Annotated in this window: 32 protein-coding genes and 1 riboswitch; of the genes, 10 read left to right on the forward strand and 22 right to left on the reverse strand. The window is 43.6% G+C overall.

Annotation, left to right across the window (positions count from 1 at the left end):
• Positions 1–8 precede the first annotated feature (8 nt).
• From DMO16_RS07755 to DMO16_RS07775, 6 genes are all read right to left on the reverse strand, one after another.
• Positions 9–2,276: a ribonucleoside-diphosphate reductase subunit alpha gene (locus DMO16_RS07755; protein WP_129476504.1), complete on the reverse strand. Its 2,268-nt coding sequence runs from the start codon at positions 2,274–2,276 to the stop codon at positions 9–11.
• 130 nt (positions 2,277–2,406) lie between these two features.
• Positions 2,407–2,607, reverse strand: a riboswitch (cobalamin riboswitch).
• 59 nt (positions 2,608–2,666) lie between these two features.
• Positions 2,667–3,080, reverse strand: coding sequence for a CBS domain-containing protein (locus DMO16_RS07760; RefSeq protein ID WP_061968768.1), 414 nt, complete (start codon positions 3,078–3,080; stop codon positions 2,667–2,669).
• 133 nt (positions 3,081–3,213) lie between these two features.
• Positions 3,214–3,387: a hypothetical protein gene (locus tag DMO16_RS24170; RefSeq protein WP_156412554.1), complete on the reverse strand. Its 174-nt coding sequence runs from the start codon at positions 3,385–3,387 to the stop codon at positions 3,214–3,216.
• A 144-nt stretch (positions 3,388–3,531) separates the two neighbouring features.
• On the reverse strand, positions 3,532–4,050 hold the full coding sequence (locus tag DMO16_RS07765; protein ID WP_129476507.1) for a MogA/MoaB family molybdenum cofactor biosynthesis protein: 519 nt from the start codon (positions 4,048–4,050) through the stop codon (positions 3,532–3,534).
• A 22-nt stretch (positions 4,051–4,072) separates the two neighbouring features.
• The gene (locus DMO16_RS07770) at positions 4,073–4,615 is read right to left on the reverse strand and encodes a copper resistance CopC family protein (RefSeq protein WP_061968763.1); all 543 of its coding nucleotides are present in this window, start codon (positions 4,613–4,615) and stop codon (positions 4,073–4,075) included.
• A 117-nt stretch (positions 4,616–4,732) separates the two neighbouring features.
• Positions 4,733–4,828, reverse strand: a complete 96-nt coding sequence (locus DMO16_RS07775) for a YjcZ family sporulation protein (RefSeq protein WP_074440457.1) — start codon at positions 4,826–4,828, stop codon at positions 4,733–4,735.
• A gap of 235 nt (positions 4,829–5,063) precedes the next feature.
• On the opposite strand from DMO16_RS07775, the gene DMO16_RS07780 reads away from it, so the two are divergent.
• A complete protein-coding gene (locus DMO16_RS07780; RefSeq protein ID WP_074440456.1) occupies positions 5,064–5,156 on the forward strand; it encodes a YjcZ family sporulation protein in 93 nt (30 codons plus the stop codon).
• Positions 5,157–5,287: 131 nt separating this feature from the next.
• Here the strand turns inward: DMO16_RS07780 and DMO16_RS07785 are convergent, their stop codons facing one another.
• Positions 5,288–7,348 carry a peptidoglycan D,D-transpeptidase FtsI family protein gene (locus DMO16_RS07785; protein ID WP_061968758.1) on the reverse strand — a complete coding sequence of 687 codons (2,061 nt, stop codon included), beginning with the start codon at positions 7,346–7,348 and terminating at the stop codon, positions 5,288–5,290.
• A 209-nt stretch (positions 7,349–7,557) separates the two neighbouring features.
• Here DMO16_RS07785 and DMO16_RS07790 point away from each other — a divergent pair, with 209 nt between their 5' ends.
• Genes DMO16_RS07790 through DMO16_RS07800 form a run of 3 tightly spaced genes read left to right on the forward strand, consistent with a single transcriptional unit; the run spans position 7,558 to position 10,101 of the window.
• Positions 7,558–8,337 carry an ABC transporter permease gene (locus tag DMO16_RS07790; protein ID WP_061968755.1) on the forward strand — a complete coding sequence of 260 codons (780 nt, stop codon included), beginning with the start codon at positions 7,558–7,560 and terminating at the stop codon, positions 8,335–8,337.
• The gene (locus DMO16_RS07795; RefSeq protein WP_061968753.1) at positions 8,334–9,122 is read left to right on the forward strand and encodes an ABC transporter permease; all 789 of its coding nucleotides are present in this window, start codon (positions 8,334–8,336) and stop codon (positions 9,120–9,122) included. Before DMO16_RS07790 ends, DMO16_RS07795 begins: the two co-directional genes overlap by 4 nt.
• Positions 9,123–9,138: 16 nt before the next feature.
• Entirely contained in the window at positions 9,139–10,101 is a 963-nt protein-coding gene (locus tag DMO16_RS07800) for an ABC transporter ATP-binding protein (RefSeq protein ID WP_061968751.1), read from the forward strand.
• Positions 10,102–10,139: 38 nt separating this feature from the next.
• Here the strand turns inward: DMO16_RS07800 and DMO16_RS07805 are convergent, their stop codons facing one another.
• From DMO16_RS07805 to DMO16_RS24175, 4 genes are all read right to left on the reverse strand, one after another.
• Positions 10,140–11,015 carry a patatin-like phospholipase family protein gene (locus DMO16_RS07805; RefSeq protein ID WP_129476513.1) on the reverse strand — a complete coding sequence of 292 codons (876 nt, stop codon included), beginning with the start codon at positions 11,013–11,015 and terminating at the stop codon, positions 10,140–10,142.
• A gap of 129 nt (positions 11,016–11,144) precedes the next feature.
• Positions 11,145–11,924 carry a Cof-type HAD-IIB family hydrolase gene (locus DMO16_RS07810; protein ID WP_129476515.1) on the reverse strand — a complete coding sequence of 260 codons (780 nt, stop codon included), beginning with the start codon at positions 11,922–11,924 and terminating at the stop codon, positions 11,145–11,147.
• 109 nt (positions 11,925–12,033) lie between these two features.
• Positions 12,034–12,822: a membrane protein insertase YidC gene (yidC, locus tag DMO16_RS07815; RefSeq protein WP_061968743.1), complete on the reverse strand. Its 789-nt coding sequence runs from the start codon at positions 12,820–12,822 to the stop codon at positions 12,034–12,036.
• Positions 12,734–13,162, reverse strand: coding sequence for a hypothetical protein (locus DMO16_RS24175; RefSeq protein ID WP_164988880.1), 429 nt, complete (start codon positions 13,160–13,162; stop codon positions 12,734–12,736). Before DMO16_RS24175 ends, yidC begins: the two co-directional genes overlap by 89 nt.
• Before the next feature lie 220 nt (positions 13,163–13,382).
• Here DMO16_RS24175 and DMO16_RS07820 point away from each other — a divergent pair, with 220 nt between their 5' ends.
• Positions 13,383–13,589 (forward strand): alpha/beta-type small acid-soluble spore protein, encoded by a 207-nt coding sequence (locus tag DMO16_RS07820; protein ID WP_061968741.1) that lies wholly within the window; start codon positions 13,383–13,385, stop codon positions 13,587–13,589.
• Between the two features lie 156 nt (positions 13,590–13,745).
• Here the strand turns inward: DMO16_RS07820 and DMO16_RS07825 are convergent, their stop codons facing one another.
• Positions 13,746–14,264 (reverse strand): acyl-CoA thioesterase, encoded by a 519-nt coding sequence (locus DMO16_RS07825; RefSeq protein WP_061968738.1) that lies wholly within the window; start codon positions 14,262–14,264, stop codon positions 13,746–13,748.
• A gap of 72 nt (positions 14,265–14,336) precedes the next feature.
• Positions 14,337–15,233, reverse strand: coding sequence for a phosphogluconate dehydrogenase (NAD(+)-dependent, decarboxylating) (gene gnd / locus DMO16_RS07830; RefSeq protein ID WP_061968736.1), 897 nt, complete (start codon positions 15,231–15,233; stop codon positions 14,337–14,339).
• 132 nt (positions 15,234–15,365) lie between these two features.
• On the opposite strand from gnd, the gene sspL reads away from it, so the two are divergent.
• The 4 genes from sspL to DMO16_RS07850 all read left to right on the forward strand — a co-directional run bounded on the left by sspL (position 15,366) and on the right by DMO16_RS07850 (position 17,415).
• On the forward strand, positions 15,366–15,503 hold the full coding sequence (sspL, locus tag DMO16_RS07835) for a small, acid-soluble spore protein L (protein WP_061968733.1): 138 nt from the start codon (positions 15,366–15,368) through the stop codon (positions 15,501–15,503).
• 154 nt (positions 15,504–15,657) lie between these two features.
• Positions 15,658–16,626, forward strand: a complete 969-nt coding sequence (locus DMO16_RS07840; RefSeq protein WP_129476518.1) for a helix-turn-helix transcriptional regulator — start codon at positions 15,658–15,660, stop codon at positions 16,624–16,626.
• 69 nt (positions 16,627–16,695) lie between these two features.
• Positions 16,696–16,881 carry a cold-inducible protein YdjO-related protein gene (locus DMO16_RS07845; protein ID WP_061968729.1) on the forward strand — a complete coding sequence of 62 codons (186 nt, stop codon included), beginning with the start codon at positions 16,696–16,698 and terminating at the stop codon, positions 16,879–16,881.
• Positions 16,882–16,896: 15 nt separating this feature from the next.
• Positions 16,897–17,415 carry a YtxH domain-containing protein gene (locus tag DMO16_RS07850; RefSeq protein WP_129476521.1) on the forward strand — a complete coding sequence of 173 codons (519 nt, stop codon included), beginning with the start codon at positions 16,897–16,899 and terminating at the stop codon, positions 17,413–17,415.
• A 34-nt stretch (positions 17,416–17,449) separates the two neighbouring features.
• On the opposite strand, the gene DMO16_RS07855 is transcribed toward DMO16_RS07850, so the two are convergent.
• The 4 genes from DMO16_RS07855 to DMO16_RS07870 are packed head-to-tail and all read right to left on the reverse strand — an operon-like array spanning position 17,450 to position 21,257.
• Positions 17,450–18,418, reverse strand: a complete 969-nt coding sequence (locus DMO16_RS07855) for a sugar phosphate isomerase/epimerase family protein (protein ID WP_129476523.1) — start codon at positions 18,416–18,418, stop codon at positions 17,450–17,452.
• Positions 18,415–19,479 (reverse strand): Gfo/Idh/MocA family protein, encoded by a 1,065-nt coding sequence (locus DMO16_RS07860; RefSeq protein ID WP_061968722.1) that lies wholly within the window; start codon positions 19,477–19,479, stop codon positions 18,415–18,417. The genes DMO16_RS07855 and DMO16_RS07860 overlap by 4 nt, the downstream gene beginning before the upstream one ends.
• Positions 19,476–20,513 (reverse strand): Gfo/Idh/MocA family protein, encoded by a 1,038-nt coding sequence (locus tag DMO16_RS07865; RefSeq protein WP_061968720.1) that lies wholly within the window; start codon positions 20,511–20,513, stop codon positions 19,476–19,478. Before DMO16_RS07865 ends, DMO16_RS07860 begins: the two co-directional genes overlap by 4 nt.
• Before the next feature lie 24 nt (positions 20,514–20,537).
• Complete coding sequence (locus DMO16_RS07870) at positions 20,538–21,257, reverse strand: ThuA domain-containing protein (RefSeq protein ID WP_061968718.1); 720 nt, start codon at positions 21,255–21,257, stop codon at positions 20,538–20,540.
• Between the two features lie 203 nt (positions 21,258–21,460).
• On the opposite strand from DMO16_RS07870, the gene DMO16_RS07875 reads away from it, so the two are divergent.
• Positions 21,461–21,688 carry a hypothetical protein gene (locus DMO16_RS07875; protein ID WP_061968715.1) on the forward strand — a complete coding sequence of 76 codons (228 nt, stop codon included), beginning with the start codon at positions 21,461–21,463 and terminating at the stop codon, positions 21,686–21,688.
• Between the two features lie 40 nt (positions 21,689–21,728).
• On the opposite strand, the gene DMO16_RS07880 is transcribed toward DMO16_RS07875, so the two are convergent.
• From DMO16_RS07880 to DMO16_RS07900, 5 genes are all read right to left on the reverse strand, one after another.
• Positions 21,729–22,955 carry an MFS transporter gene (locus tag DMO16_RS07880; protein ID WP_129480334.1) on the reverse strand — a complete coding sequence of 409 codons (1,227 nt, stop codon included), beginning with the start codon at positions 22,953–22,955 and terminating at the stop codon, positions 21,729–21,731.
• A gap of 92 nt (positions 22,956–23,047) precedes the next feature.
• Positions 23,048–24,571, reverse strand: coding sequence for an MDR family MFS transporter (locus DMO16_RS07885; protein ID WP_129476526.1), 1,524 nt, complete (start codon positions 24,569–24,571; stop codon positions 23,048–23,050).
• Between the two features lie 117 nt (positions 24,572–24,688).
• Entirely contained in the window at positions 24,689–25,270 is a 582-nt protein-coding gene (gene clpP, locus DMO16_RS07890) for an ATP-dependent Clp endopeptidase proteolytic subunit ClpP (protein ID WP_061968710.1), read from the reverse strand.
• Between the two features lie 24 nt (positions 25,271–25,294).
• Positions 25,295–25,546 carry a hypothetical protein gene (locus tag DMO16_RS07895; protein WP_061968708.1) on the reverse strand — a complete coding sequence of 84 codons (252 nt, stop codon included), beginning with the start codon at positions 25,544–25,546 and terminating at the stop codon, positions 25,295–25,297.
• On the reverse strand, positions 25,543–26,145 hold the full coding sequence (locus DMO16_RS07900) for an ArsR/SmtB family transcription factor (protein WP_241840488.1): 603 nt from the start codon (positions 26,143–26,145) through the stop codon (positions 25,543–25,545). The genes DMO16_RS07895 and DMO16_RS07900 overlap by 4 nt, the downstream gene beginning before the upstream one ends.
• Positions 26,146–26,217: the final 72 nt, after the last annotated feature.

The following is a 26,217-nucleotide window of genomic DNA, read 5'->3' on the forward strand; positions in this document are numbered from 1 at the left end:
TTATCCTCCTAGCTCGAACAGCTTTCACAGTCTTCAAGTTCCGAAACAGATGTTGACCGCGTATAGTACGTGGTCTTCAGCCCTGATTTCCAGGCGGTCATATGAAGATCCAGCAGCTCTTTTGCCTTGATCGTACTCTTCACATAAAAGTTAAAGGAAATCGATTGGTCCACATGCTTTTGCCTTGCCGCATTTTGTTTAATGCTGAAATGCTGATCCACTTCATACGCCGATTTATAATACCAGTTCGTCAGGGGTGTCAGGTCGGGAGCGGTAACCGGAATTTTAAAATCCTTTTTCTCTTCTGAGTACTCTTTTTTGAAAATGGGATCCACAGAAGCAGTTGAATTCGCGATCAGGCTTGTTGTCGCATTCGGTGCAACCGCCAGCAGCCAGGCGTTTCGGATACCCGAAGCCTGAACCTCTTCCTTGAGCTTCAGCCATTTTTCAGATTGGTAGCCTCTTTGCTCAAAATAAATCCCGGTCTCCCAGTCAGACTCTTCAAAAGCCGGGTAGGAGCCTTTTTCTTTTGCCAATTCATTGCTGGCTTTGATGGTCAGGTAATTGACTTTTTCATACAATTCATCATTATATTGAACCGCTTCTTCCGATTCCCAGCGGATACCTTCAAGAGCCAGAAGATGATGAAGGCCAAACGTGCCAAGTCCGATTGCCCGGTACTTTTGATTAGTGAGCACGGCCTGCTTGACTTCAATACGGTTTTCGTTCAGATCAATCACATTATCCAGCATCCGGACTTGAATCGGAATAAGGCGTTCAAGTACATCCGCCTTTACAGCCCTGGCAAGAGAAATGGAGCTTAAGTTACAAGTTACATAATCACCGGGCCGTTTGGTGATAATTATCTTTCCATCCTCGGTAATCTCTTCTTCCACGGTTGTGGCTGACCCGTTTTGCGCAATTTCGGTACACAGATTGCTGCAGTAAATCATCCCTTCGTGCTTATTTGGATTGGCACGATTCACCGTGTCCCGGTAGAACATGTAAGGCACACCTGTTTCGAGCTGGCTTCTCATAATGCGTTTGAAAATCTCGATTGCCGGCACAACATCATAGCCGCCGGACCCCTTTTCACCAAAATATCCCTGATCTGCAGCGCGGACACATTCCTGGTACTTTTGACGGAAGCTTCCTTCTCCAGGCACTTCATCATAATAGTCATCCAGTTCATAACCCATTATCTTTTTGACCATGTAGGGATCAAACAGATACCAGTCATCCCGAGCTTCTGTTTTTTCCATAAACAAATCCGGGATGCAAAGGCCGAGAAACAAATCATGCACCCTTTGCCGTTCGTCCCCATTGTTCAGCTTGGCATCAAGGAATGAAAACAAATCCTTGCCAAACACATTATAGTAAATGGCAATTGCTCCCTTTCGCTGGCCCAGCTGGTCTACACTGACGGCGGTCTGGTTCAGCAATTTCGCCCATGGAATGATTCCGGAGGAATTTCCTTTGAATCCTTTGATCTCGGAGCCGAGACTTCTGATTTTACCGAGATATACGGCAATCCCCCCGCCCCCTTTGGAAAGAGTGGCTGCATCGGTTGTAGAATCATAGATTCCACGCAAGCTGTCCTCCATCGTATCAATGAAGCAGCTGGACAGCTGTCCATAGCTTTTTCCTGCGTTCGCCAATGTCGGTGTGGCAACGGTCATGTAAAGGTTCGACATCGCCCAGTATGCTTCTTTCACCAGGCCGAGACGCTTTTCTTCAGGCTCCCTGGAGAGCAGTGTCATCGCAACGATCATAAACCGCTCCTGTGGAAGCTCGTACACGCCGCCTTCATGTGAATGAGCCAAATAACGGTCTGCCAGGGTCCGAATGCCGATATAGGTAAACTTATGATCCTGATCCGGATTAATTACGCTCTCAAGCTCGTTGATTTCGGCGCTGGAATACATTCGCAGGAGGCTGCTGTCGTAAATCCCCATTCCGGTCAACTGCTCAATTAGTTCATACAGTGACCCATAAGGTTGTCCGGATTCATTGTTTCTGTTCTTTGCTGCCTCCCGGTACAGCTTTTTCAGGTGGATTCTTGCTGCTACATAGGTCCAGTCTGGCTCTTCCATGGAAATATTCTCAAGGGCATAAAGAACCCCCATGTTCAGCATCTTTTGTGTGGATTCCTCCTGATGGGCAAAATAGGTGACTTTTTCTATGTATTCATTTCTGTGCCTCAGCTGGGGAAATTCCTCTAAAATCTCCTGGAGTTCACCAATTATCTGCTGGACTCTTGAAATATCTGTAGCCATTTATAGCTCTCCTCTCTTTTCAAACAAAAATAAAAGGCCCATCCATTGGATGAGCCCAAAAACGACACGTAGTATGTAAAAAACAAAAAGCAGATTGGTGCCGCTTTTGTTTCTCACTCCCCGAAGAATCAAAACCGTGAAACAAATGGCAGGTCTACTGGCTACTGCTTCATCCTACTCCGGACCTTCCCATGTAAAAGCCACAGCTTTGTGCGCGTTCTTTACACAGTGGATCTCCGTTTCGTCCACATGACAGTTGCGGGGACAGCTCCGGACTTGCACCGGATTCCCTATTAAGTCTTTAACAGACACCTATTGTTTCATAATACTATATTTAGTTCCTTAAATCCTACTTTCACACTAAATATAGTAATTGTCAATACCTTTTCTTTATTTATTGTTATCCCAGATGGTACGTGCACAATATTTTATAATATCCCTTCGCCGGATAATGCCGATGAAATGGCCGTCATCATCCGTTACAGGTATAAAATTTTGGTCGGTTGCAAGCGTGATTAAATCTTCCATATTTGAATTAATGGAAACCGAAATATTATTCACCCGCTGCGGTACATCCTTTAACTTTGTTTTCACTACGTCATGGAAACCAAGATCAAAAGCCTCTTTCAGTTTCCACAGCAAATCCCCCTCTGTCAAAGTCCCGACATATTGTCCCTCCTCAGAAACGAGGGGAACAGACGTATATTTGTGATACGAAAGCTTTTCCAAAGCCTGCCTAATGGTCGATTCAGGATTCAAATATTTTACCTCATCTTTAGGCAATAGATAAAAAGCGATGTTCATGCTGTGATCTCCTTTAACCCTTAATTGCAGCTGTTCATTATATACTATAGCAAAAAGGATGGTCTTCTTTCACACAAAAAAAGCCCTGAGAAGGACTCTTATGCTTTATTTTTATTCCCACACTAAGAAGGTGTTAAACTTTTTTACCCGGTTCTATGACAGCATCCTGTTGATAGAGCCAGCTTTTATACTCTTCTTCAAGTTCGGATAATGGCGATTCCAGCTCCTTGCTGATCCCGGCCTTTTTAAGCATCTGAATCAAAAATTTTTTTCTTTCTTCAATCGCTTTCCGCAATATCCCGCCCATCTGAAACCTCCCGATAAAGCGTTTTCATAATCTAGTATACGTAGCTGCCGAATAAAAAGTTTCAGCGTCTGTCACGCTTAACTAAATTTATTGGCAGCTGTACCCTTTTATGACATGAGATAGGCAGAACAAGGAAATGATCTGTTACTTAGGCAAATCTTTATTGATTTCTCTTCGAACATGTCCGATTTCAGGAAGGATGAGTTTCTTCATGGCCAAAGATACCGCGCCGGATGATCCAGGCATTGCAAAAACAGCGGTGGAATCAATGACGCCTGCAACGGCTCTGCTCATAATTGCCGCAGAACCAATGTCTTCTGTATAACTCAGCATGCGAAATAACTCTCCATATCCCGGTATTTCCTTCGTAAACAGGGGCTCCAGCGTTTCGATGGTTACGTCCCGTTTGGCAATTCCAGTTCCCCCGTTGATCAGAATAACCTCTACGTCTTCTGCCTGGCAGCCTTCAAGAACAGCGGACCGAATTTCATCTACTTCGTCTTTTACAATCGCATACTGCGAAACGCTGTGTCCATTTTGAACGAGTTGATCTGTTATTAAGATGCCGCTTTTATCGGTTTCCTCAGTCCTTGTGTCACTCACTGTAATCACTTTGCAGCTTACTGATGAAGGTGATTCTTTTTTATGTTCTTCAACACTCATTTCATATCCCCTTTCCGCCATTCTACTTCTTTTTTCTTTTAATCAGCCATACCGCAATGGCAATGACGATGACGACAATAACGATAAATAACGGGGCAGATGAATTGGTTTTGCTTTCTGCTTTCTCTGCTTTTTGTTCTGATTTTTCCTTTTGTTTGGTTGCTGGCGCTTTTTCAGTGTTTTTTTCTGGTTCTTTTTTCGCTTCTTTCTTTTCTTCCGGTTGATCTACGGTAAAAGTAAATCCCTTTTCAATCACATGTCCATCGGCACCAATGATTTTATAATCCACGTTATATTTTCCGTTTTCAAACGGATCCGGTGAAGTGCCCGTCAAAACCCTGTCGTTTACAGCTGTTTTAATATCTACCGGTTTACCATCTCTAGTTACTTTCATGGTGCTTAAATTTTCGATTTTAGTTTCAAACGTTAAAGTGATCTTATTGAGATCTTCTTGGACTACATCGCCCTCTTTCGGATCAGAGGATTCCAGACCGGTGTGTGCAGAGACACTGGAAGCAGTTGAGAAAAAGAAAATTGCTGCCAGCAGCCATATGTATTTTTGCATGTGAACTCTCCTTTTGTGTGCTTGTCATACCTTATATACTGTACAGTAAATCCAAAAAAAAGACCACTCAGATCCAGTAATCTGAGTGGTCTTATCGGACTTATGCCTGATTAGGGCTTAGCAAAACGAGCATGCACAACCTATGATTATTAACAAAATGAACAACACCACAAGAAGAGCGAATCCATTTCCACATCCGTGTCCAAATGACATTTTGTTACCTCCTCTTTCGAGATATTTATTTAATGATCTACATCCATAACATATGATGCGGCCGGGCTATGTGAAACAGTACAAGAGTCTATTTTTTAAAAACAAATCCATGGAATTCCTGATCTGTTTTTAGCGCCCTTTTTTGATGCTTATCCGCATTTGTCCATACATAAATGACAAGACTCCATATACTGTAAGGGAAATGTTGGAGTTTATAAAAAAGGAGGTAAATACTATGGGATTCGTTGCAGGTGGCAGTGGTTTCGCCTTGATCGTGGTACTGTTCGTACTTCTTATCATCATTGGCTGTGCATGTGCGTTCTGCTAACAAACGAACAAGGAAAAGATGCATTTCTTTTCCTTGTGCATTGATGAACTACGATTAACGCAAATCTTTTTCCAATAACCCAAAACCCATTTTTAAAGCACTGAGCGATTGCCCAGTGCTTCTTTTTGTTGTTAATCGTTATTTTCTTCCGTGTTCTTTGTTTTTTCTTTGAGCCCCCAGTAGGTTTCGAGGGCGCGCTGGCCAATGTGCTTATTGACTGCCTGTGTACCGCTATAGGGAGAGGCGTCAGGAACAATGATTGCATAGGCAATTTCCGGATCATCGAAAGGCGCATAGCCGACGAGCGTCAAATTATCCTTATCAGCGATAAAATTCCCGTTGCTGTCATATTTCTTCACCTGTGCCGTACCTGTTTTACCCGCAGGATTATGGTACTTCGGATTATTACCAAAGTACGTTGTCGCAGTCCCGCCGGGCGAATGGTAAACCTCCCAGAATCCTTCCTGCACCCGTTCGATATAGCTTTTATCCATATCCAATTCATTCAGGACGTTCGGTTCAAAGCGTTTGACGAGCTTACCTTCCAGATGATTTTCCGTTTGAGGCTCACGAATCTCCTTAACAAGTCTTGGCTGTACGCGGTATCCGCCATTCGCAATCGTGGACACATATTGCACCATCTGGATGGGGGTATACGTATCAAACTGACCAATTCCCATATCTATCATATTACCGAGCTGGTCGGTGTAGCCGCCGTTATATCCTGTAGATTCGTTTGGAAAGTCAATACCCGTTTTGACTCCCAGACCGAACTGGCTGAAATAATAGCGCATCACGTCAAACCCAAGATAACGGTTGTCTCCATAAAAGCTTTTTGAACTGTAACTGAATTTACCGAGGCGCATGACAATATTGTACATATAGACATTGGATGATCGCTTCAAAGCGGTCAAATCATTGATGCTGCCCATATTCGCATGCGACTTTTTCGTCAATGATCCAAATTTCAAAGGAGCGTCATAGATGTATTCCCCAGGATGAATCACCCCTTTGTGAAGTCCCGTCAACACGGTTGCACCCTTGACAGCTGAACCCATTTCATAGGCATCGAACAAAGCACCATAAGAATCATTCACAAATGATCCATTCTTGTCCATCTTTTTCCCGGCAATGGAATAGACTTCTCCCGTTTTCGGGTTCATCATAACGATGTAGGCAGACCTCATCATTTCATTTCCGCGGTCAGCCCTGCCTTTCCTTATTTCTTCTTCCAGAATTTTTTCCATCTTTTCCTGCAGATCCATATCGATGGTCAGCACCAGATCTTTTCCGCGTTTGCCTGGGATGACTTTGGGTTCACCCAGCGTTTTTCCTGTTTTGGGGTTGGTAAGAAAGATACTTCTTTCTTTCGTTCCCCTCAGGGTCTCCTGATACTGTGCTTCAAGACCGCTGACACCAACCTGGTCTGTCAGGTCATAATTCATGGCACCGAAATATTCCTGCTGCTCTTTGGGCATTTGTTTCACGCGTCCAAAAATCGTTTTCAGCGAATCTCCAAACGGATAGGTCCTGTCGGCATCCGGCATGATATCAATGCCCGGCAGCTGATTCAGATTCTCGGAAATGATGGAAATTTCCCGATCGGTCAGGTTCTTCTTTACCGGAGAAGCAGAATAGGCATACCCGGCGTCCATTTCCCGTTTGATCGCAAGTATTTCCAGATCTTTTTTGGTAAGTGTATGTAAATCCTCCTTGGTGATCCGCTCAACCAGCAGCTTGTACTCTTTTTCATTGTTTAATTTTTTGATTTCAGCCACAGTGAGCCTTTCCTTCAGCAGTTCTGCAACCCCGTTCTTTACGATAAAAAAGTCCTTTTTATCCCGTTCCGGAATTTTTTTGCTGTCGACCTTTATGTGCTGTGAGAGCCATTTCGCTACCCAATAAGTATCCTCGGGCTTCGTGCTGCTCGTTTTGGTATAAGTCAGTGTGAAATAGGGCTTGTTATCCACAACAACACGCTGATACCTGTCCAATATTTTCCCGCGGGGCGCCTCTTTCTTTGCTTCCTCCTTTTTAATGGCTTCGGATTCCTGCCTCTTTTCCTCACCATTAACAATCTGAAGTACGCCTAGACGAAGAATCAAGATGGAAAAAAGTAAAAAAACTGCAATGAATAAGATATTAAGCCGAAAAGGGAGATGATTCTTTTTCTTTTTGGTTTGTGTCTCCATCGATCTGTCCTCCCAGGATATTTTTACAATAATATTACAGAACCTTCCACTCATAGATTACTAAATATTAATAGGAATTCCAAGTTTTTCATAGGAATTTCTTTCTAAAAAATATCCGTTCAACGTAATATTCAGCCTATTGCTTCGATTCATATAATTTGCTATATTAATAACCCTGTTCGCAAAAAACATGATAAAGGAGGCAGCGGATGGTTTATTGGCATCTTTTTCGAAAAAGTTTTGCCTGCAATATGCAATATCGTCTTTCACACTTGATCAACAATGCTGCATCGGCGATCTTTGGCTTCGTGTATATTGCCATTTGGACCGGTGTCCTGACGGGCAAAGAGCAAAAAAGCCCGTACAGCATATTGGACATGACATATTATATGGGTGCCAGTCAATGCATCTTGTGGATGACTGTCTTTCTGACTGCAGGACTGGGAATCCAGCTCGGTGTCCGGAACGGCGCCATATCAATTGAACTTGCACGGCCGGTCAGCTATTATTTTTATGTTGTATCCCAGGAGGCTGGAAGAATCGCCTACAATGCCTTATTCAGAAGCCTCCCCATTGGACTGATTTTCTCAATGACAGTTGGTTTTTATGTACCCTCCCACTGGACCACGTTTGGTTACAGCCTGCTTTCCCTTCTTCTCGCCATCGGCATTTCACTGAATATCTTTTATTTGATTGGCATCAGCTCTTGCTGGACCACAGAAATATCATGGGCTCATTTTATTATTCTCACCTTAATGTTCTCTCTTGGAGGACAAATGGTTCCGCTTACGTTTCTGCCTGAATTTCTGTCCCAGCTGGCAAAGTGGCTCCCTTTTGCCGGTGTCGTATATTACCCGGTTCTTATTTTCCTGGAAAAAGCGGATCATTCGGTACTGCTTTTGCAAGCGGGATGGCTGCTTGTTCTTTTTTTCGCAAATCATTGGATAACCGCTGCCGCACGGCAAAAAGTCGAAATCCAGGGGGGATGAAATTGAAGCTATACATAAAACTTGTGAGTGCGAGCATCCGCTCCCGGATGCAGTACAAGATGAACTTTGTTTTTTCCATGGTCTCCTACGGAATTGTTATGATGATTGATTTTTTGATGCTCGCTGCTATATTAAACCGTTTCAATGAAGTCAAGGGTTGGAATCTGTATGAAGTCGGCATTCTTTACGGCATTTCTTCTGTCTCGCTTTCCCTGTACCGAACCGTCGCTCCTGAAATTCATGAGTTTGAAAAGTATATGATTGAAGGGGAATTTGATAGTTTGCTGATCCGGCCGGTATCCCCTCTTGTGCTGTTGCTTTCAAAGAACCTCGACCTTTCAAGAATTGGAGGGGCCCTGCAAGGAATGATCATCATAGCTCTTTCGCTGTACCACGTCAGCCACACACATTCCATCACGCTACTGCTCATTTATCTTCCCGTCATCCTGGTATGCGGTTGGGTGATCTCGTTTTCGCTCGCTTTAGTGACGGCAACCATTGCATTTTGGACCCAGCGGATTAAGGATTTTCAAACGTTCACCTTGTACGCCCCCTTTTATGCCGCTAATTATCCAATGAACATTTATCCCGGTTGGCTGAAATTTATTTTTTTCACTGTCATCCCTGTGGCTTTTATCAATTATGTTCCTATGCTGTTTTTACTGAACAAAAGTGGAAACATCTATTATCTGCTCCTGCCCGTTCTTGTGGCATTATTATTTTTTTATTTGGCATTGGCTTTTTGGAACTTTGGAATCCGTTTTTATCATAGTACCGGAACATAAAAGGAGGAGATCTTAAATGATTGAAGCTAACCAGCTTACAAAAAGCTTCAAGATGTACCCGTCAAAACGCGGAATCCTGAACAGTATGCGTTCTTTATTTTCCGCAAAGTATGAGATCAAACATGCGGTGGATGCCATTTCATTTAAAATAAATGAGGGGGAATTTGTAGGCTACATCGGTCCTAACGGTGCAGGCAAATCCACAACGATTAAGATGCTGTCAGGAATTCTTCATCCCAGTTCAGGAACAGCTACTGTTCTAGGCATCAACCCACAAAAGGAACGGAAACAGCTTGCCCGGAACATCGGAATCGTTTTTGGACAGCGAACTCAGCTATGGTGGGATCTCCCCGTTAAAGATTCGTTTGAAATCCTGAAAGCGATGTACAGGATTAGTGAACAAGATTACCGGCTCTTTTTGAAGAAGTATGATGACATCCTTGAAATCGGCAGGTTTCTTGAAACTCCTGTCAGAAAGCTGTCTCTTGGCCAGCGGATGCGCGCTGATCTCGCAGCAGCCATGATTCACAATCCATCCGTCCTCTTTTTGGATGAACCGACCATTGGCCTGGATGTAGTAGCCAAGAAAAACATCCGGGAATTCCTGAAAGAAATGAACAGGTCTCATCAAAAAACCATTATTCTGACCACACATGATATGGATGATATTGAACAGTTATGCAGCCGAGTAATAGTGATTAATCAGGGAAAAACCGTACTGGATGGTTCTTTGGAACAGCTGAAAAACCATATTGGACTGCCAAGCATTCTAAAAGTCCTTTTTGATGAGCGCGTAAACCCGAAGAACATAATCGGAGTTGAAAAAATAGAGCAGATCGACTCCGAATTAACCATTTTGTATGATCGTTCAAAAATCACATCTCCGGCTCTGTTGCAGGAGATCTCCCAATGGGGTACCCCAAAGGACATTCAGATGAAAGAGCCCGAAATTGAAGAAGTTATACAATACTTTTATTAAAAAAAGCACCGCTCGGGCAAGCGGTGCTTTCTTTCTTTTTATGATAATTTAGAGATTGTTTTTTCGGAGAGCCATTCTTCAAGCTGATCGTACATGTTCATGGCATCCTCAACTCCACGCTCATAAAGGGCATTTAATTTTACCGGATTCCGCTCGGCTCTGCCAACCTCCATTTTTTCTTTTGGCCGAATGACAAATACCTCATTTTTCTTCTCAAGATCTTCAATGTATTCCATCGTCTCATTATAATGTTCATAACGTTTCAGCAGTACCTCAGCCATTCCAGGATGCCTGCTGTAGATTCTCTTAGCCAGCCATTCCATCCTGGTTTTACTTTTTCGGTATCCTTCGTTTTGGGTCAACACAATGACATTGCTCAGGTTTCCATCTTTTCTCGCTTTCAGAATGGGAACCGGATCAGCTACACCGCCATCAAACAATTTATTTCCCTGATATTCAATAACAGGAGCCATAAAAGGCAGAGAAGCCGAAGCCCGCAGGACCGTAAGTATTTCCTTTTCATGGTCGGCCTTTTCAAAATATACTGGCTCTCCTGTTTCACTGTCTGTCGTTCCGATCACAAAACGTTCTTTCGCCTCTTTAAATCTTTTAAAATCAAACGGTACATGGATATTCGGAATTTCATCAAAAATGAGATCCATCCCAAAAAGACCTTTGCCCCTGAGCAACCAGTTTTTATAGGAAATATATTGCGGATGGCGAACAAAATCAATGTTCACTACCCGGTTTCTTCCCCTTTGCCTGGAGAGATAGGAAGTGGCATTGCAAGCACCGGCAGAAACACCAATGATATAAGGGAAATAAAGTTCCTTGTCCATAAAAAAATCCAGGACTCCCGCCGTATAAACGCCTCTCATTCCTCCGCCTTCGAGGACAAGACCTGTTCCATTCATCCTAAATCACTCTTTTCTATATAATAGTACACTATATGTAATAAAAAAGAAAAAAGCCAATGTTATGCTTTGGCCCCCAGTTTATATTTGAAAAGCGGATATACTCAAAAAGCACACCCGCCCCTTACCTTAGATTAAACCAGCATATTTTAAGCCATGCCAGATTCCGTCTTCCCCAACCGGTTTAGTTACATAGTTCGCTGCACGTTTAGCTTCCGATCTTCCGTTGCCCATGGCAATTCCCATTCCCGATGATTGAAGCATTTCGATGTCATTTAACGCATCACCAAAGGAAAAGGTGTTTTCTCTATGAATGGTGGTGCGCTTCAGGAGTTCTTCAATTCCTTTCGCTTTAGATCCTCCATATGGCATTACATCAATTGCATGCTGATGCCAGCGGATAAAATCAAACGTCCCTTTGTATCCGGTGCGATAGGGCTGCTCAAAATCTTCATCACAGAACAACAGAGCCTGATAAACATCATTGCTATGATAGTAGGTTTGATCAAACTGAGGATACTCCGGCAGAAGATGTTTCGTACTTTCATAAACGACTTCTGCATACTCAAGATTCGTTGTCGCACTGGTATGATCGAGGAAAACGAGAGGATGCCCTGCTTCCACAGCAAGCTTCTCAAGCTGCTTCAACCGTTCAACATCCAGGTTAGTTTTATAAATCACTTCACCTTCAAAAACAACATACGAACCATTAAAACTGATAAACGAATCCATTTCCAATTCTTTCAACAGATGTTCAAACATAAAAGGAGCCCTTCCGGTTGCAATTCCTGTATGAACGCCATTTTGCCTTAATTTATGAAGAGCTTCTTTTGTAGAATCCGGAATCATTCCGGTAGTTTCGTCAATCAATGTTCCGTCAATATCAAAGAACACCATTTTATCTCTCATCTCTACCACTCCTTATTTCTCTTCCTATATGATGAATTTTTACACGCCGTCTGTCAACTCCTTGAATCCAAAAAGAAAAACCCTCCGATCCTCGAAGGGTTCATACATATTAGGAATTTGGATTCGCTGCAGTCTGCATATTTTTGCGTTTACGGTTCAACACAATGCTCTGGACTGTCATGAAAATGTTACCCACAATCCAGTACAGCGGCAATACAGCAGATAACTTCCATGCCGAGAATACGATGATCATCGGCATAATATAGCCCATCATCTGTATTTGCGGATTGACCTGCTCGAGCTGTCTGTTGATGATTTTGTATTGAATAAAAGTTGTAATGGCTGCAATAATTGGCAGGATGTGTGTGGGATCAGGTGTCCCAAGATTAAACCAAAGGAAATTATGTGCTGCAATCTCTTTTGTACGAATGATCGCATAGTAAAAAGCTAAAAGGATCGGCATCTGGATTAACAGCGGCATACATCCCATTGAAACGGGGTTTACGCCATGCTTTTGATACAATGCCATAACTTCCTGCTGCATTTTCACTTGGGTTTCTTTGTCTTTTCCCTTGTATTTTTCCCGGATGCGCTTCATTTCCGGCTGAAGCTCTTTCATTTTTTGCTGGTTTTTTGTCTGCGAAATGGTGAATGGCAATAACAGACAGCGAATGATAATGGTCAAGAAAATGATAGCCAGTCCATAATTCCCGTTAAAAAAAGTAGCTACAAACTGTATCACTTCAGAGAACGGATAGACAAAATAATGGCTCCAAACGCCGTGACTTTGTGCATTAACCGGTGCTCGGCTACAGCCGGCAAGCACCCATATTCCCAAAATAGCAATTAAAAATTTTAATCCGTGTGAGAGTCCTGATCGTTGTTTCTTTTGTTTCATTCCATTTCCTCCTTGTTGTTTGTCCATCTATGAAAAAGAATAAGAAGGAATGGCTGTCATTATCATCCGGTGCTTCTTTTCGGTATTTCCGAAGAGCAATCCGGTTTCTCATGAAACAAAAGTTTTGAACAGTGCTTGGTGTATTTTGAAGTTTGTGCGTGCAGGCTGTCTCTGAAATTCTTAACTGGCTGCTTCGCTTTATAGTATCAGGACACTGCATGATCAGGTGCCTGCTGATACCCAGCAGCGCCAGCGTCAGGCCCAATGAGATCAGCATAACATCCATTTCACACATTAGTTCAAGAATCGGTTCGATCGGACTCACCCCCTTTTGATACAAGTATAACTCCTTAAAGACTAAAAAGATAGCACCTGGAGCGAGTGTCAAAGAATCAACAGAAATAAAGCGCCGTGTGGGAGGTCATCACGGCGCCTGATAAAGTATAGGGGGATAACATACTATACGAAAATCTTTATAAAATGTGACTGAAAAATTTTTAAAGTTCCATGCATATTTTCAAAGTAGTAATACAAACTAGTAGTACAAGGAGGTGATACATATGGCACGAAACAACAACTCTAACGAATTATTGGTGAATGGAGCTCAACAAGCTCTTGACCAAATGAAGTATGAAATCGCTTCTGAATTTGGTGTACAACTAGGTGCAGACACTACTTCTCGCGCTAACGGATCTGTTGGTGGTGAGATCACTAAGCGTCTTGTACAAATGGCTGAACAACAACTTGGTGGCGGATTCCGTCGTTAATCTTTACTCTCCTAAGTAAGAGTGGGACAAGCTCCCGCTCTTTTTTGTGCACAAAAATAGCCAGGGTTCTTGTATCCCTGGCTGGAAAAAGGTAATTTCATTATAACACGATGAACTCCAATTAAAAAAGAAAAGACTTTCTTCGAAAAAATATTTTTATTGCTCCCATGGTTTTTGAGTGCCAAATTCCTCGGCAAGCCTTTTACTGTTCTCTCTTCTCTTCCTTCGGTTAACCGCTCGTTCGCCGGCTCCCTGATGAAGCCATTTTTCTTCTGCGGATTCCGGCACAGCCCGTGGAACAGGCGCCGGTTTACCGTCTTCCCCAAGCGCTACAAAGGTTAAAAAAGAAACGGCACACACTTTTCGTTCTCCTGTAAACAGGTTTTCAGAAATAATCTTCACAAATACTTCCATTGAGGTTTTATGTGTCCACGTGACAAAGGATTCCAGACATACGGAATTCCCTACCCTGATGGGAAGTAGAAAATCCACAGAATCCGTTGATGCGGTAACCACATTGCATCTTGCATGCCGGATGGCAGATATTGCGGCCACATCGTCAATATAGGCCATTAATTTGCCCCCGAATAATGTGCCATGATTATTGGTGTCCGGGGGCAGCACCACACTTGATTTGACCGTTCTCGATTCTCTTACAAATTTCTCTGCTATCATGCTTATATATCACACTCCTATATAACATTATATAAAAAAAACCTTTGCAATAAAGCAAAGGTTTTCAATGATTTACTTTTTCACGACAGCATGCCCGCCAAATTCATTACGAAGTGCTGCTACTACTTTCCCATGGAATGTATCGTCCTCAAGTGATCGGAACCTCATAAATTGGGATAATGCAATAACAGGAGCTGTTGCCTGAAAATCAAGCGCAGCTTCAATGGTCCATATGCCTTCCCCTGACGAATGCATGACACCCCGGATATCTTCCAGCTTCGGCTGCTTGGAAAATGCATTCTCCATAAGCTCCATGAGCCAGGAACGAATAACCGAGCCATTATTCCATACTTTCGCAACTGCTTCATAATCATAGTCAAAGTCACTTTTATCCAGGATTTCAAACCCTTCAGCAATCGCCTGCATCATGCCATATTCAATTCCGTTATGGACCATTTTCAAAAAGTGACCGCTTCCCGCTTTCCCGGTTTTCATAAATCCGTTTTCGATGGAAATTTTTTCGTAAAGGGGGGCGATATACTCCACGGCTTCGTCATCTCCACCAACCATAACACAAACTCCGTGACGTGCACCTTCCGTACCGCCGCTCGTTCCGCAATCCACCAGGTGAATTCCTTTTTCCTTCAATTCCTCATACCTTCTCAGTGTATCCTTGTATTTTGAATTACCTGCATCAACAATGATATCTCCTGAATCAAGATAAGGAACAATCTCTCCGAGAACACTGTCAACAACAGGTCCCGCAGGAACAAGCAGAATGATGGCTCTGCGGCCGGTGAAGCTTTTAGTCAAATCTTCAAGAGAATGGGCTCCGGTAGCACCATGAGAAGATATTTTATCAACGGTTTCCTTATTCGTATCATAAGCGATCACTTTAAAATCGTGATCAAGCATATTTTGGGCAATATTAAAACCCATTTTTCCCAAACCAACTAGACCGATTTCCATTTACATCACTTCCTCTGTATTCTTTGGCTTTCCTATTCCACTAGTTATTCCACAAAAGGATAACCTTTAACCTGAAGAATTTAACGAATGATTCCTTTGTGGTTGGCCACGCTAAGAAAGGGAGGTGATCGTATGACAAAGAAAAGCAGCGGAAAAGGGCGGGCAGCAACAGGAGTAACGCCACAAGGAACAAGTGAGGATGCTGAATTCGCTCAAGACCCGAAAACCGAACTTGAAAACCGGGCAAAAAAAAGCAATACGAAACGTTAATTCAAAGGAAATTTATGCACGGTGTATCACACGTATACTTCCGTGCTTTTTTTGTACACATTGCTGGAAAGTAATATAAAAGTAATGTAAAACAATTGAAGTCCTGAACGATATAAATACTAGAACAACTACTTTCAGAATAAAGGACGAAGCAATGGCAAAGGCAAAAAGGCTAGAACAGCTATTATTATTTATTAACCAAAAAAAGCAGTTTACATTGAAGGAACTGGCTGATGAATTTAAGGTCTCTGCAAGGACCATCCAACGCGACCTGCTGCATTTAATGGATCGGGGCCTCCCCATCCTATCTGAATATGGTCCGCATGGCGGCTACACGCTGATGCGAGAGAAAATACTTCCCCCAATCGGATTCTCCGAATCGGAAGCCCTGTCTTTTTTATTTGCCCTTCAATGGCTTGGAGAGAGTGATTCTTTCCCTTATGCCAAGGATGCCCATTCCGCTAGAGAAAAGCTGATGAATTATTTGTCAGATGACGGCATAAAACAATTGAGCAACATTGAAAAAAAGTGGCAAGGCAATAGGCCACTTTCTGACCAGGTTCCAGTTCATTTGCCGTTGTTCTTCCAGGCGGCCATGGAACAGCGCATAATCAATGTTGAGTACGAATGGTTAGGAGATCTCAGAATTAGCATCCTTCAACCGATTGGAGTTATTGAGAATGGGCACAACTGGTATTCTCCCTGTTATAACCCTGCTGAAAAAACGGTTCAACTGTTGAATCTAAAAAACATAAAGACTGCAGTAATCGAAAATGAATGCCACCATGTAAACGAATATTCAGCTCTCCCCGTCAGTCAATGGAATGTGCTTGTTTCTCCTGAAAAGAATCTCAACCTGCATGTGACGCTTAATAATAACGGAGCAAACAAAGCGTTGAATCACCCTGTTTTATGCAGAAACACCAAATTATCCTCCAAACGCTCAGGACAAATTCAAACCATTATTCCACGGGAGGCTCTCCCCCTTTATGCAGAGTGGATATGGGCGTTCGGAGCTGATGCCTATGTGGTCAGCCCTTCTGAATTAGTGGATTATTTACGTGCAAAAACAGACGAAATGGCCCAAATCTATGAAACGATAACAGCAGCTCCGAAAGTTTGAAAGTTATTTTACTCATAAAATTCGCCAAAAAGGAGTATAATGTAAGTATTACACTTAAGGGGGATACCCATGGCCTTTTTTTCCAAGAACCCGATCGAACCAGTTCCTGATGTAGAAACTAAAGTTTGGGCATGTGAAAATGAAGAGTGCACATGCTGGATGAGAGCTGATTACTCGCTGAAAGAAACACCTGATTGCCCGATTTGCAAGTCAAAAATGACTCTGGAAATCCGCATGCTCCCTGAGCTGAAATAAAGAGATGAGGACCATATGCCCCGCAATAAGCGAGAGGCATATGGTCCTTTTTCTTGTCAGGCTAAAGGTTTATCATTATTTAAGGCAGGGTATAGAAAAACTATGAAAAGGAGGAGTTCGACAATGAACAAAGAATACACAACTACAACTAATAACAGCAAAGAAAAATCCGGATTTACCACAGGTGTTCTTGTTGGGGGCTTGGTCGGAGCCGCAACTGCTCTTTTATTAACACCAAAATCCGGCAAAGAGATGCGAGTCGGCATATCCAGCCAAGCTTCGAATCTGAAAGAAAAAACCATGCAAATGAAAGATGAAGCCAAACTTCAAACGCAATTGGGAACAATGGCCGGCAAAGAGAAAGCATCAAATATGATGGAATCAGTAAAGGATAAAGCAAACCAGGTAACATCACAGGCAAAAGAAAAAGTAAGCTCCATGAAAAACAAGAAAAATGATAATACGCCTACTGTTGAATCAGAGCCTGGGCTTCCCCCTTCTCCTGAAGCATCCAAACCCACTCTTGGCGAATAAAAGAAACGAGCCCCTAAGGCTCGTTTCTTTTATTTTACACCCACCACATTTCTGCAGGAGTCTCTTCAATCATTACATCATTCAGATTCTTCACGGCACGGGCAAACCCTTCATTGATGCTCATGAGCGGGTCCTCATGCTCAATGCTGACCACATAATCGTAGCCATAGGTTCGTAATGCGCTGATCATGTCGGACCATTCCTGGACGCTATGGCCGCAGCCAACAGAACGGAAGCTCCAGGCCCGGGATCTGACTTCCCCATATGGCTGCATATCCGTCAATCCATACATGTTCACGTTATCCTGATCAATATACGTATCCTTGGCATGGAAGTGGTGGATCGCATCTGCTTTGCCAAGAATTTTAATCGCTGCCACAGGATCAATTCCCTGCCACCATAAATGGCTTGGGTCAAGATTGGCACCAATGGCATCACAGGTTTCTTCACGCAATTTCAATAGGGTATACGGGGTATGTACCAGAAATCCGCCATGCAATTCCAGTCCAATTTTCACGTTCTTGTCTTTCGCATATTGTCCCCATTCCCGCCAATAAGGAATTAATTTTTCTTCCCACTGCCATTTCAGGATATCACCATATTCGTTTGGCCAAGGGGTAACCGGCCAGTTAGGGTACTTAGCTTCTTCATGGTCCCCAGGCACACCAGAAAAGCAGTTGACAACCGGAATTCCGAGCATACTGGCCAAATCTACTGTTTTAACAAAAGTCTCATGAGAAACACGGGCAAACTCCTGATCTGGAGAAAGAGGATTTCCATGGCAGCTCAATGCGCTGATCATCAAATCCCTTGACTCTATCTGGTGAAGGAAACCTTTTCTTTTTTCTTCACTGTCTAACAGTTCGTCCAAATTGCAGTGAGCGTTTCCCGGGTAATTCCCCGTTCCGATTTCAACCGCTTTTACTCCCTCTTTTTTCACATGATCGAGCATTTGTTCAAGGGACATTTCAGAAAACAATACCGTAAATACACCTAACTTCATCGACTCTCCACTTCCTTTCGCTCATTTAATTTCACACTGCTTCCAATTAAACTACTTTCATAAATGGCTTCAATCAGCATTGACACTCTTCTTGCTTCTTCTGGCTTTACTACCTGCTCTGCCAGCCCGAGGCAGCATTCCACAAAGTTTTCCGCCTGCGGATTTCCAGGATTATCATCTCCCGGGATAAAAGCGGCTTCCGAATTCAGCAATAGCCCATGTTTGGCCTGATTCAAGTGAAAAGGAAAAACATCAAGACCGCCTTTTTCACCGGAAATGCTCACATTCTCCAGGTCCTCTTTGATGTTGGCCGACCAGGAGGTTTCCAATAACAAAGAAGCTCCATTTTCAAACCGGACATAGCCTGTTACATGATCATCCACCTCGAAGGTGCTATGGTCGAAATCTCCCCACAAGTTCACTTGGTCAGGAGTACGGCTCAGCAGATTGTATTGGGAACCCATCACTTCCACCGGCACTGAATCCCCCATCAGCCAGAGTGCCAAATCCAGAAGATGGCACCCATAATCGATTAAGCTGCCGCCGCCCTGCAGTTCTTTGTTGGTAAAAACACCCCAGCCGGGAACTTTTCGACGCCTCAAGCCCTGTGCCCTGATGACGAGCGGCTCGCCAATTTCGCCTTCCAACATAACTTTCTTAGCTGCCTGGGCATTTTTCATGAAGCGGTAATGATAGCCAATAGACAGCACTTTACCGGACTCCTTGGCAGCTTTTATCATCTCATCACATTCCTTGGTGGAGAGTGCCATCGGCTTTTCACAAAAAACATGCACTCCTGCTTTTAGCGCTGCCACCGAGATTTCTGCGTGAAATTTATTCGGCGTTGAAATAAATACAGCATCCACGTTTTCCAGAAGATCATGATAATTCTCATAAACTCCCGGAATATTATACGTTTCTGCGATCTGTTGGGCACGGTGATGATTAACATCACTTACACCCGTTATGACTGCTTTCTCGGCCAATTTGCGCACAGCTGGGATATGCCTCGATTCTGCAATCCCGCCGACTCCGATAAAACCGATTTTCAGCATATTCATGCAAGTACTCCGTTGGCAAGGCTCACATTCTTTTTCGTTTCGCTGGCTTTTAATGCGGCAATAATTACCGCAAGTGAGCGTTTACCTTCTTCTCCGGAAACAGCTGGCTCCTCATCATTTAAAATACATTCTGCAAATTTAGCGATGACCCTGGAATCAATTTGTCCTCCGGAGTCGTTCGTCTGAATTTGACCCAGTGAGTAATTAACTACAGAACCATCCTTGTACTGTGCAACCAATGAATATTCAGGACTTTCTTCCATGCGTAGAATCCCTTTTTCACCGTAAATGATTGTAGAATTATCTTCTTTGGCAACATAGGACCAGCTTGCGGCAAGTGTGCCAATGATTCCGCTTTCCGTTTTTAATACACAAACGGCCGTATCATCCACCGTAGCGTTTTCTTTTGAAGACGTTTCCACAAAAGCAGCGACTTCCTCGATTTCTTCTCCTAAAAGGAAGCGAAGCAAATCCGTTTTATGAACGCCAAGATCCCCCATCGCTCCAATAAAGGCTTGTTCTTTTTTAAAGAACCAGCTGTTTGTCCCATCGGCACTCCATGTTTCTGGTCCCGGATGGCCGAACGCGGTTCTGAAGCTGTATATCTTACCAAGCTCTCCTTTTTCAAGAATTTCACGCGCCTTTTCATGTGAGCGAACAAAGCGCTGGTTGTGGGCAATCATTAATTTCTTGCCGTTTTTTTCACTGGCCATAATCATCTGTTCTGCTTCTTCAAGAGAGGTGGCCATCGGCTTTTCACATAATACATGCTTGCCGCTGTTCAGGGCAGCAATGGTAATTGGTGCATGCAGGTAATTGGGAGTGCATACGCTGACCGCTTCAATTTCCGGGTCCTTTAAGAGTTCCTCATAGGAATAATAGGCTTTTGCTCCATATTCTTTAGCGATTTGATCAGCGCGGAGCTGATTGATATCGCATACAGCGGCGATTTCTGTCTCTTGGTTTTGCTGGTACTCTGGCAAGTGTCGGTGCTGGGCAATACTGCCACATCCAATAATTCCTACTTTAATCATTTCTTGGTTCACTCCTTGTTTAAATTACTTTGAGCCAATAGCTTCAAGCGGCTTGGCATTTCCGTAGACTGGCTTTTCACTCGCTGCAGGCTTTGCCCACTGAACGGCATTGACAATAACCTGCTGAATTTCTTTTTTATGATAGGTCGGATAGGTTTCATGCCCCGGGCGGAAATAAAAGATTTTACCTTGGCCGCGCTTGTATGTGCAGCCGCTGCGGAATACTTCCCCACCTTCAAACCAGCTGACAAATACGAGTTCATCCGGAGTTGGAATGTCAAAATGTTCTCCGTACATCTCTTCTTTTGGCAGTTCGATATATTGTCCGATATTGGCTGCAATCGGATGAGATGGATCAACGACCCAAAGGCGTTCCTTTTCATCTGCTTCGCGCCATTTGAGGTCACATGACGTGCCCATTAATTTTTTGAAAATTTTAGAGAAATGCCCTGAGTGAAGGACAACCAGTCCCATGCCATTCAGCACCCTTTGCCGGACCCGCTCCACTACTTCATCCGATACTTCATCATGGGCGATATGGCCCCACCAGATAAGAACATCGGTATTGTCCAGCACTTCCTGGCTCAAGCCATGCTCTTCTTCATCCAATGTAGCGGTTCCTGTCTGAATTCCTTCATTTTCTAAAAATTGCTGAATAGCTCCATGAATTCCATCCGGGTACACCTCGCGTACTGCCGGATTCTTTTTTTCATGGCGGTTCTCGTTCCAAATGGTTACCTTCATTGGTTACACTCCTTTGATTTATGTAGAAATCCTGTTCTTTCAAAAGGGTAAACGTTTACGTAATTTCCTAAGAACAACTGATGTAAACGTTTACCTATATTTTAATGGACATTGCGTTTTTGTCAATTACTAAAATAAAAAAGGTTTTAAAAATCACGGAAAGGCTATTACTACAGTACATACAAAAAAAGGAGAGATTTCATATGGATAATGATAAAAAGCAAGATAAATTACTGGACCGGAATGATAGAAATGAAGCTTTTGAAAAAAGCCAGAAGAAACAGCTGGAACGTGATCAGCTCGTCATGCCAACCGACGATCTCCCTCTTGAAGACATAAAAGATGAAAGCATAGAAGAACGGAACAAGGAAGAAACGAAAAGTACCTCTTCTTCCGAAAAGAACCTTAATCCTCCAGAAGGAAAACGATAAACGTGAAGAGCCGGCGCCTATGGCGCCGGCTCTTCTCGTGTTACCTGATTTGTTCCATCTCCCATGCCTTGACCGTTTGATCGTTTGGCAAGAGAAAGGTCAATACTCCTGCAAATGGCAAGAAACTCACCAGCAACATAATAAAACGTACGCTGTACAAATCCGCTAAATTCCCCAAAATCACAGAGCCCAAAGCTCCCATCCCAAAAGCCAGCCCAACAATAAGACCAGAGACCATTCCGATACGGCCAGGAAGGAGCTCTTGGGCGTAAACGACGGTCACTGAAAAACTGGACATGATGATAAAACCAAGCAGCAAAAAGATCGGATAAACCCAGAGCAGACTGACATGCGGAAGCAGCATGGCAAGAGGTGCGGAACCGAGCATGGACCAGAAAATCATGTTTCGTTTTCCGAAACGGTCGGCAAGGGGACCTCCAAAAAAAGTACCGGCCACACCTGCAGCCAAAAAGACGAAGATGTAATACTGCGCATGAGAAATGGACAGATGATAGTTTTTAATCAAATAGAACTGGTAAAAATTAGAAATACCCGATACATACCAGGAACGTGCGAAGACAAGAAAAACAAGAAGGCACACAGCAAACGTAATTTGATTCTTTCGTTTGGGGTTCGCCGCCTTCTTTCTGTTTTTGTTGGCAACACGCGGAAAAGCAACCAGCCTTGAACGGTACCAGCCAGACACAAAAATGAGCACTGCGATCGCCAAAGCAGCTACCAACGTAAACCAGATGGCGCCAAATTGGCCAAACGGTACAAAAACCAGCGCGGTCATAACCGGTGCCAGCGATTGACCGGTATTCCCTCCCACCTGATAAATGGATTGGGCAAGCCCCCTCCGTTTTCCTGCTGCCATATAGGCCACTCGTGACCCCTCCGGGTGAAATACTGCAGAACCAAGTCCGATAAAAACAACGGAGAGCAGTATGTATGAAAAATGGCTGGAAAAAGCAATCCCCACCATCCCAGCCAGACTGCAAGCCATGCCCAGTGGAAGCAAAAAAGGTGATGTTTTTTTATCGGTGTACCACCCGACAACGGGCTGCATAATGGATGAGGTCATATTTAGTGTAAACGCGATCCATCCGAGCTGTGCAAACGACAGATTCATAGACTGTTCCAGTATCGGAAAAATGGCTGGAATCACCGATTGCATCGCATCATTCAGTAAATGGACAAAACTAATCGCAAATAAAACCTTGTAAATCGTTTCCGTTGCGGAAGCTTCTTTTTTAACGGAAGCCATAGCCATTCTTTCTTCCTTCTTTCTGTAAACTATTTATATTGTAAAATATTAGCATGGTTTACTCCTTTTTAACAGTAAAAAAGTATCAGAGGTTACCCCTCTGATACTCTTCCGTTACTCATTGATTCATCCGATTCCTTGACGCGGGCCTGCCCCATAAAAAAGATAAACAGCAGCGCAGCAACAACACAAATCAGCGAATAGCTAAACGTGTCGGCAATAGAGTTTGCCAAAACATCCGTCATCTTGTCCAAAACCTCAGGCGGGATTTGTTTCCGCACTTCCGGCTGCAATAACGCCCTTGAGTCCACTGACTTTTGAAACTGACCAAATTGAGGCAGGGCATCCTTCAGCCGATCACTTAACAAATTGTTTTGAATGGTTCCAAAAATCGTGATGCCCAGCGTCATGCCGATGAGGCGGAAAAATGCATTCTGGGAATTGGCGGAGCCTCTCTGTCTGGCGTCCAGCTTATGAACCGAAGCCATGCTGAGCACAGGAAAGGAAAAGCCCACTCCGATTCCGGCAAGCACCATATACAGCGTAACCAGCATTCTTGAAGTGCCCGGATCCATCGTACTGAGCAAATAAACGCCAATCAGAAAAATAACACCCGAGAACATCATGACCTTGCGATAGGAAGAGCGGATCACCGTTCGTCCTCCGGTCTGGCTTCCCACTACCACCCCGATCATCATGGGCATCAATATCAGACCGGCATTCGTCGCTGACCCGCCAAAAACACCTTGAATATAAATAGGAATATACATCGTTGCCAAAATAAACACAGAACCATAGAAGAAAGCGATCGCCTGGCTGGAGAGAAAGAGCCTCTTTTTAAAAAGGGCCAGGGAAACAATTGGATCAGCCGCCCGGCGTTCAGCCAGAATAAACAGAACGAAAAGAACGGCAAACCCGGCCAGCAGGGAAAGAATTAGCGCCGAATCCCAGGCATACTCCTTTCCGCCAAATTCCAAGGCAAACATCAGACTGACAAGCGAAGAAACGAGCAAAACCGCACCAAGATAATCAATTTTCTGTTCACGGTGTTCCAGAGATTCAAAATAGAACTTGATAATGAAAAAGAGGGATAGAAGTCCAAGCGGTAAATTCACATAGAAAATCCAGCGCCAGTCCAGATAATCTGTCAAATACGCACCAAGAAGCGGACCAAAAACACTGGACATGCCAAAGACCGCTCCAAACAGCCCGGTCATCTTTCCACGCTGTTCAACAGGAAAAATATCAAAAATAATGGTGAAGGCAATCGGCATCAGCGCGCCGCCTCCAACTCCCTGAATCGCCCGGTAAAGACTCAGCTGTGTCATGGTGTCTGCGATCCCGCAAAGAACCGATCCGAGAATAAAAAGAGCCAGTCCGGTAATATAAAACTTTTTCCTGCCATACATATCAGACAGCTTTCCAAAAATCAGCATGCTTGCCACAGAAGCAATCATGTATGCGGAAGTTACCCAGATAAATTTCTCAAAATCCCCTAATTCCGCAACAATCGTTCCAATCGCCGTAGCCACAATGGTATTATCCATGGCTGACATCAAAATTCCCAGCAAAAGGCCCGCGACGACAAACTTTTTGCTTCTTTGTTGATTCACCATACATTCTTTCTCCTTGTCATTAATTAATGGACAGCTCTATTCTTTTCTCTTTGGATAGGGCAATACCTGCCAGGGTGAAATAAAAAAGAAAGAGCTTATGAGCTCTTTCCGTTACACCTATAGTTTTTCAATCACTTTGTTAATAATGCCGTAGTCCAGTGCTTGCTGCGCTGTCATAAAGAAGTCTCTGTCTGTATCCTTTTCCACCCGTTCCATCGGCTGACCTGAGCGGTCGGAGATAATTTTATTTAAAATCTCCCGCGTTTGAATAATTCGTTTGGCGTGGATAATCATGTCTGCCGCCTGACCTTCTGTCCCGCCCATCGGCTGGTGAATCATGACTTCTGCATTCGGCAACGCATACCGTTTTCCTTCTGCTCCGGCGATCAGCAGGATAGCGCCCATGGATGCCGCCATCCCGATACATATCGTTGACACGTCTGGTTTAATAAATTGCATCGTGTCATAAATCGCCAAACCAGCAGTAACAGATCCCCCAGGAGAGTTAATATAGATGGATATATCTTTTTCGGGATCTTCTGCTGCCAGAAATAGCAGCTGAGCGACTACAGAATTGGCAACATTGTCATCAATTGGGCTGCCAATAATGACAATTCGATCTTTTAAAAGCCTTGAATAAATATCATACGAGCGTTCGCCTCTGTTCGTGGTTTCAACAACCATTGGCACTAAGTTCATGACCTTTTTCCTCCTGTACGTTTCTTACGCTGCCATGCAGTACGGCGAAGATCCCGTGCTGCCAGCAGCGATTTTTCCAAATCCGGATGTAATGTAGACAACCTTTGATGGCATTTTTCCCTCTGTTTCAATCATGATTTCCGTTCGCAGCTCTTCCCTGTTCTTCTCTTCTTGCTCATTTTTTCTTTCATGAAGGTTGATCACTTTTTCATCCCGCAGTTTTTGTTTCCGGTTCTTTTCCCATACAAGAGAAGTCTGCTTCTTCACGTCGCTCATCCCTGTTTTCCTCCTTCAGGTTTTGGATAAATAGCAATAGACACCTGGTACTCCTCGCCGTTTTCCTTTTCTCCTGATTGATATTTTTCAATTAACTGATGAAGCAGTGAGAAATATTCGTTCATGAATTCATTCCGCTGTTTTTCTCCGCATAAACTGACGGAAGCCTGAAGAACGGCACTTGGAATTTGTGCTTTTTCTGCCTGTTCCATGAGCTGCAGGGCATCTTTTTTTATTGCTTCAGTCAATGATAATACATGAGCCAGGGCATGCTGATCCTGCAACTTTTGTGAAGTCTCCGGTGACAAGCCAAGTGATTCAGACAAAATCAGGGTTTTTGCCACTGCCTGATATAGTACTTCTACCAAATTTCTGACATTCCTTGTGCCCACCTTTTGCACCAGCCCTACTTTTTCAAGTGCTTTCAAGTGATAATTTATTTTTTGCGGTGTTTCGTTTAGCATTTTGGCAATTTCGGTGGCTGAAGCGGGGACTTTCAAGGCAGCTACAATCTCCGAACGAATGGGATGCAAAAGGGCTGCAGCTTGCTCCGGCAATGTGACCAAATACGTTTCTTCTATTCGGGCCTTCTGGTTCACAGCTTCACCTCACTTAAAATAAATGTATTACGTAAAATTATTTTATTACGTTAGGCTTATTTTTGTCAAACC

This window comes from Fictibacillus sp. S7 (genome assembly GCF_004127935.1).
In the GTDB taxonomy this organism is placed as follows: domain Bacteria; phylum Bacillota; class Bacilli; order Bacillales; family Fictibacillaceae; genus Fictibacillus_C; species Fictibacillus_C enclensis.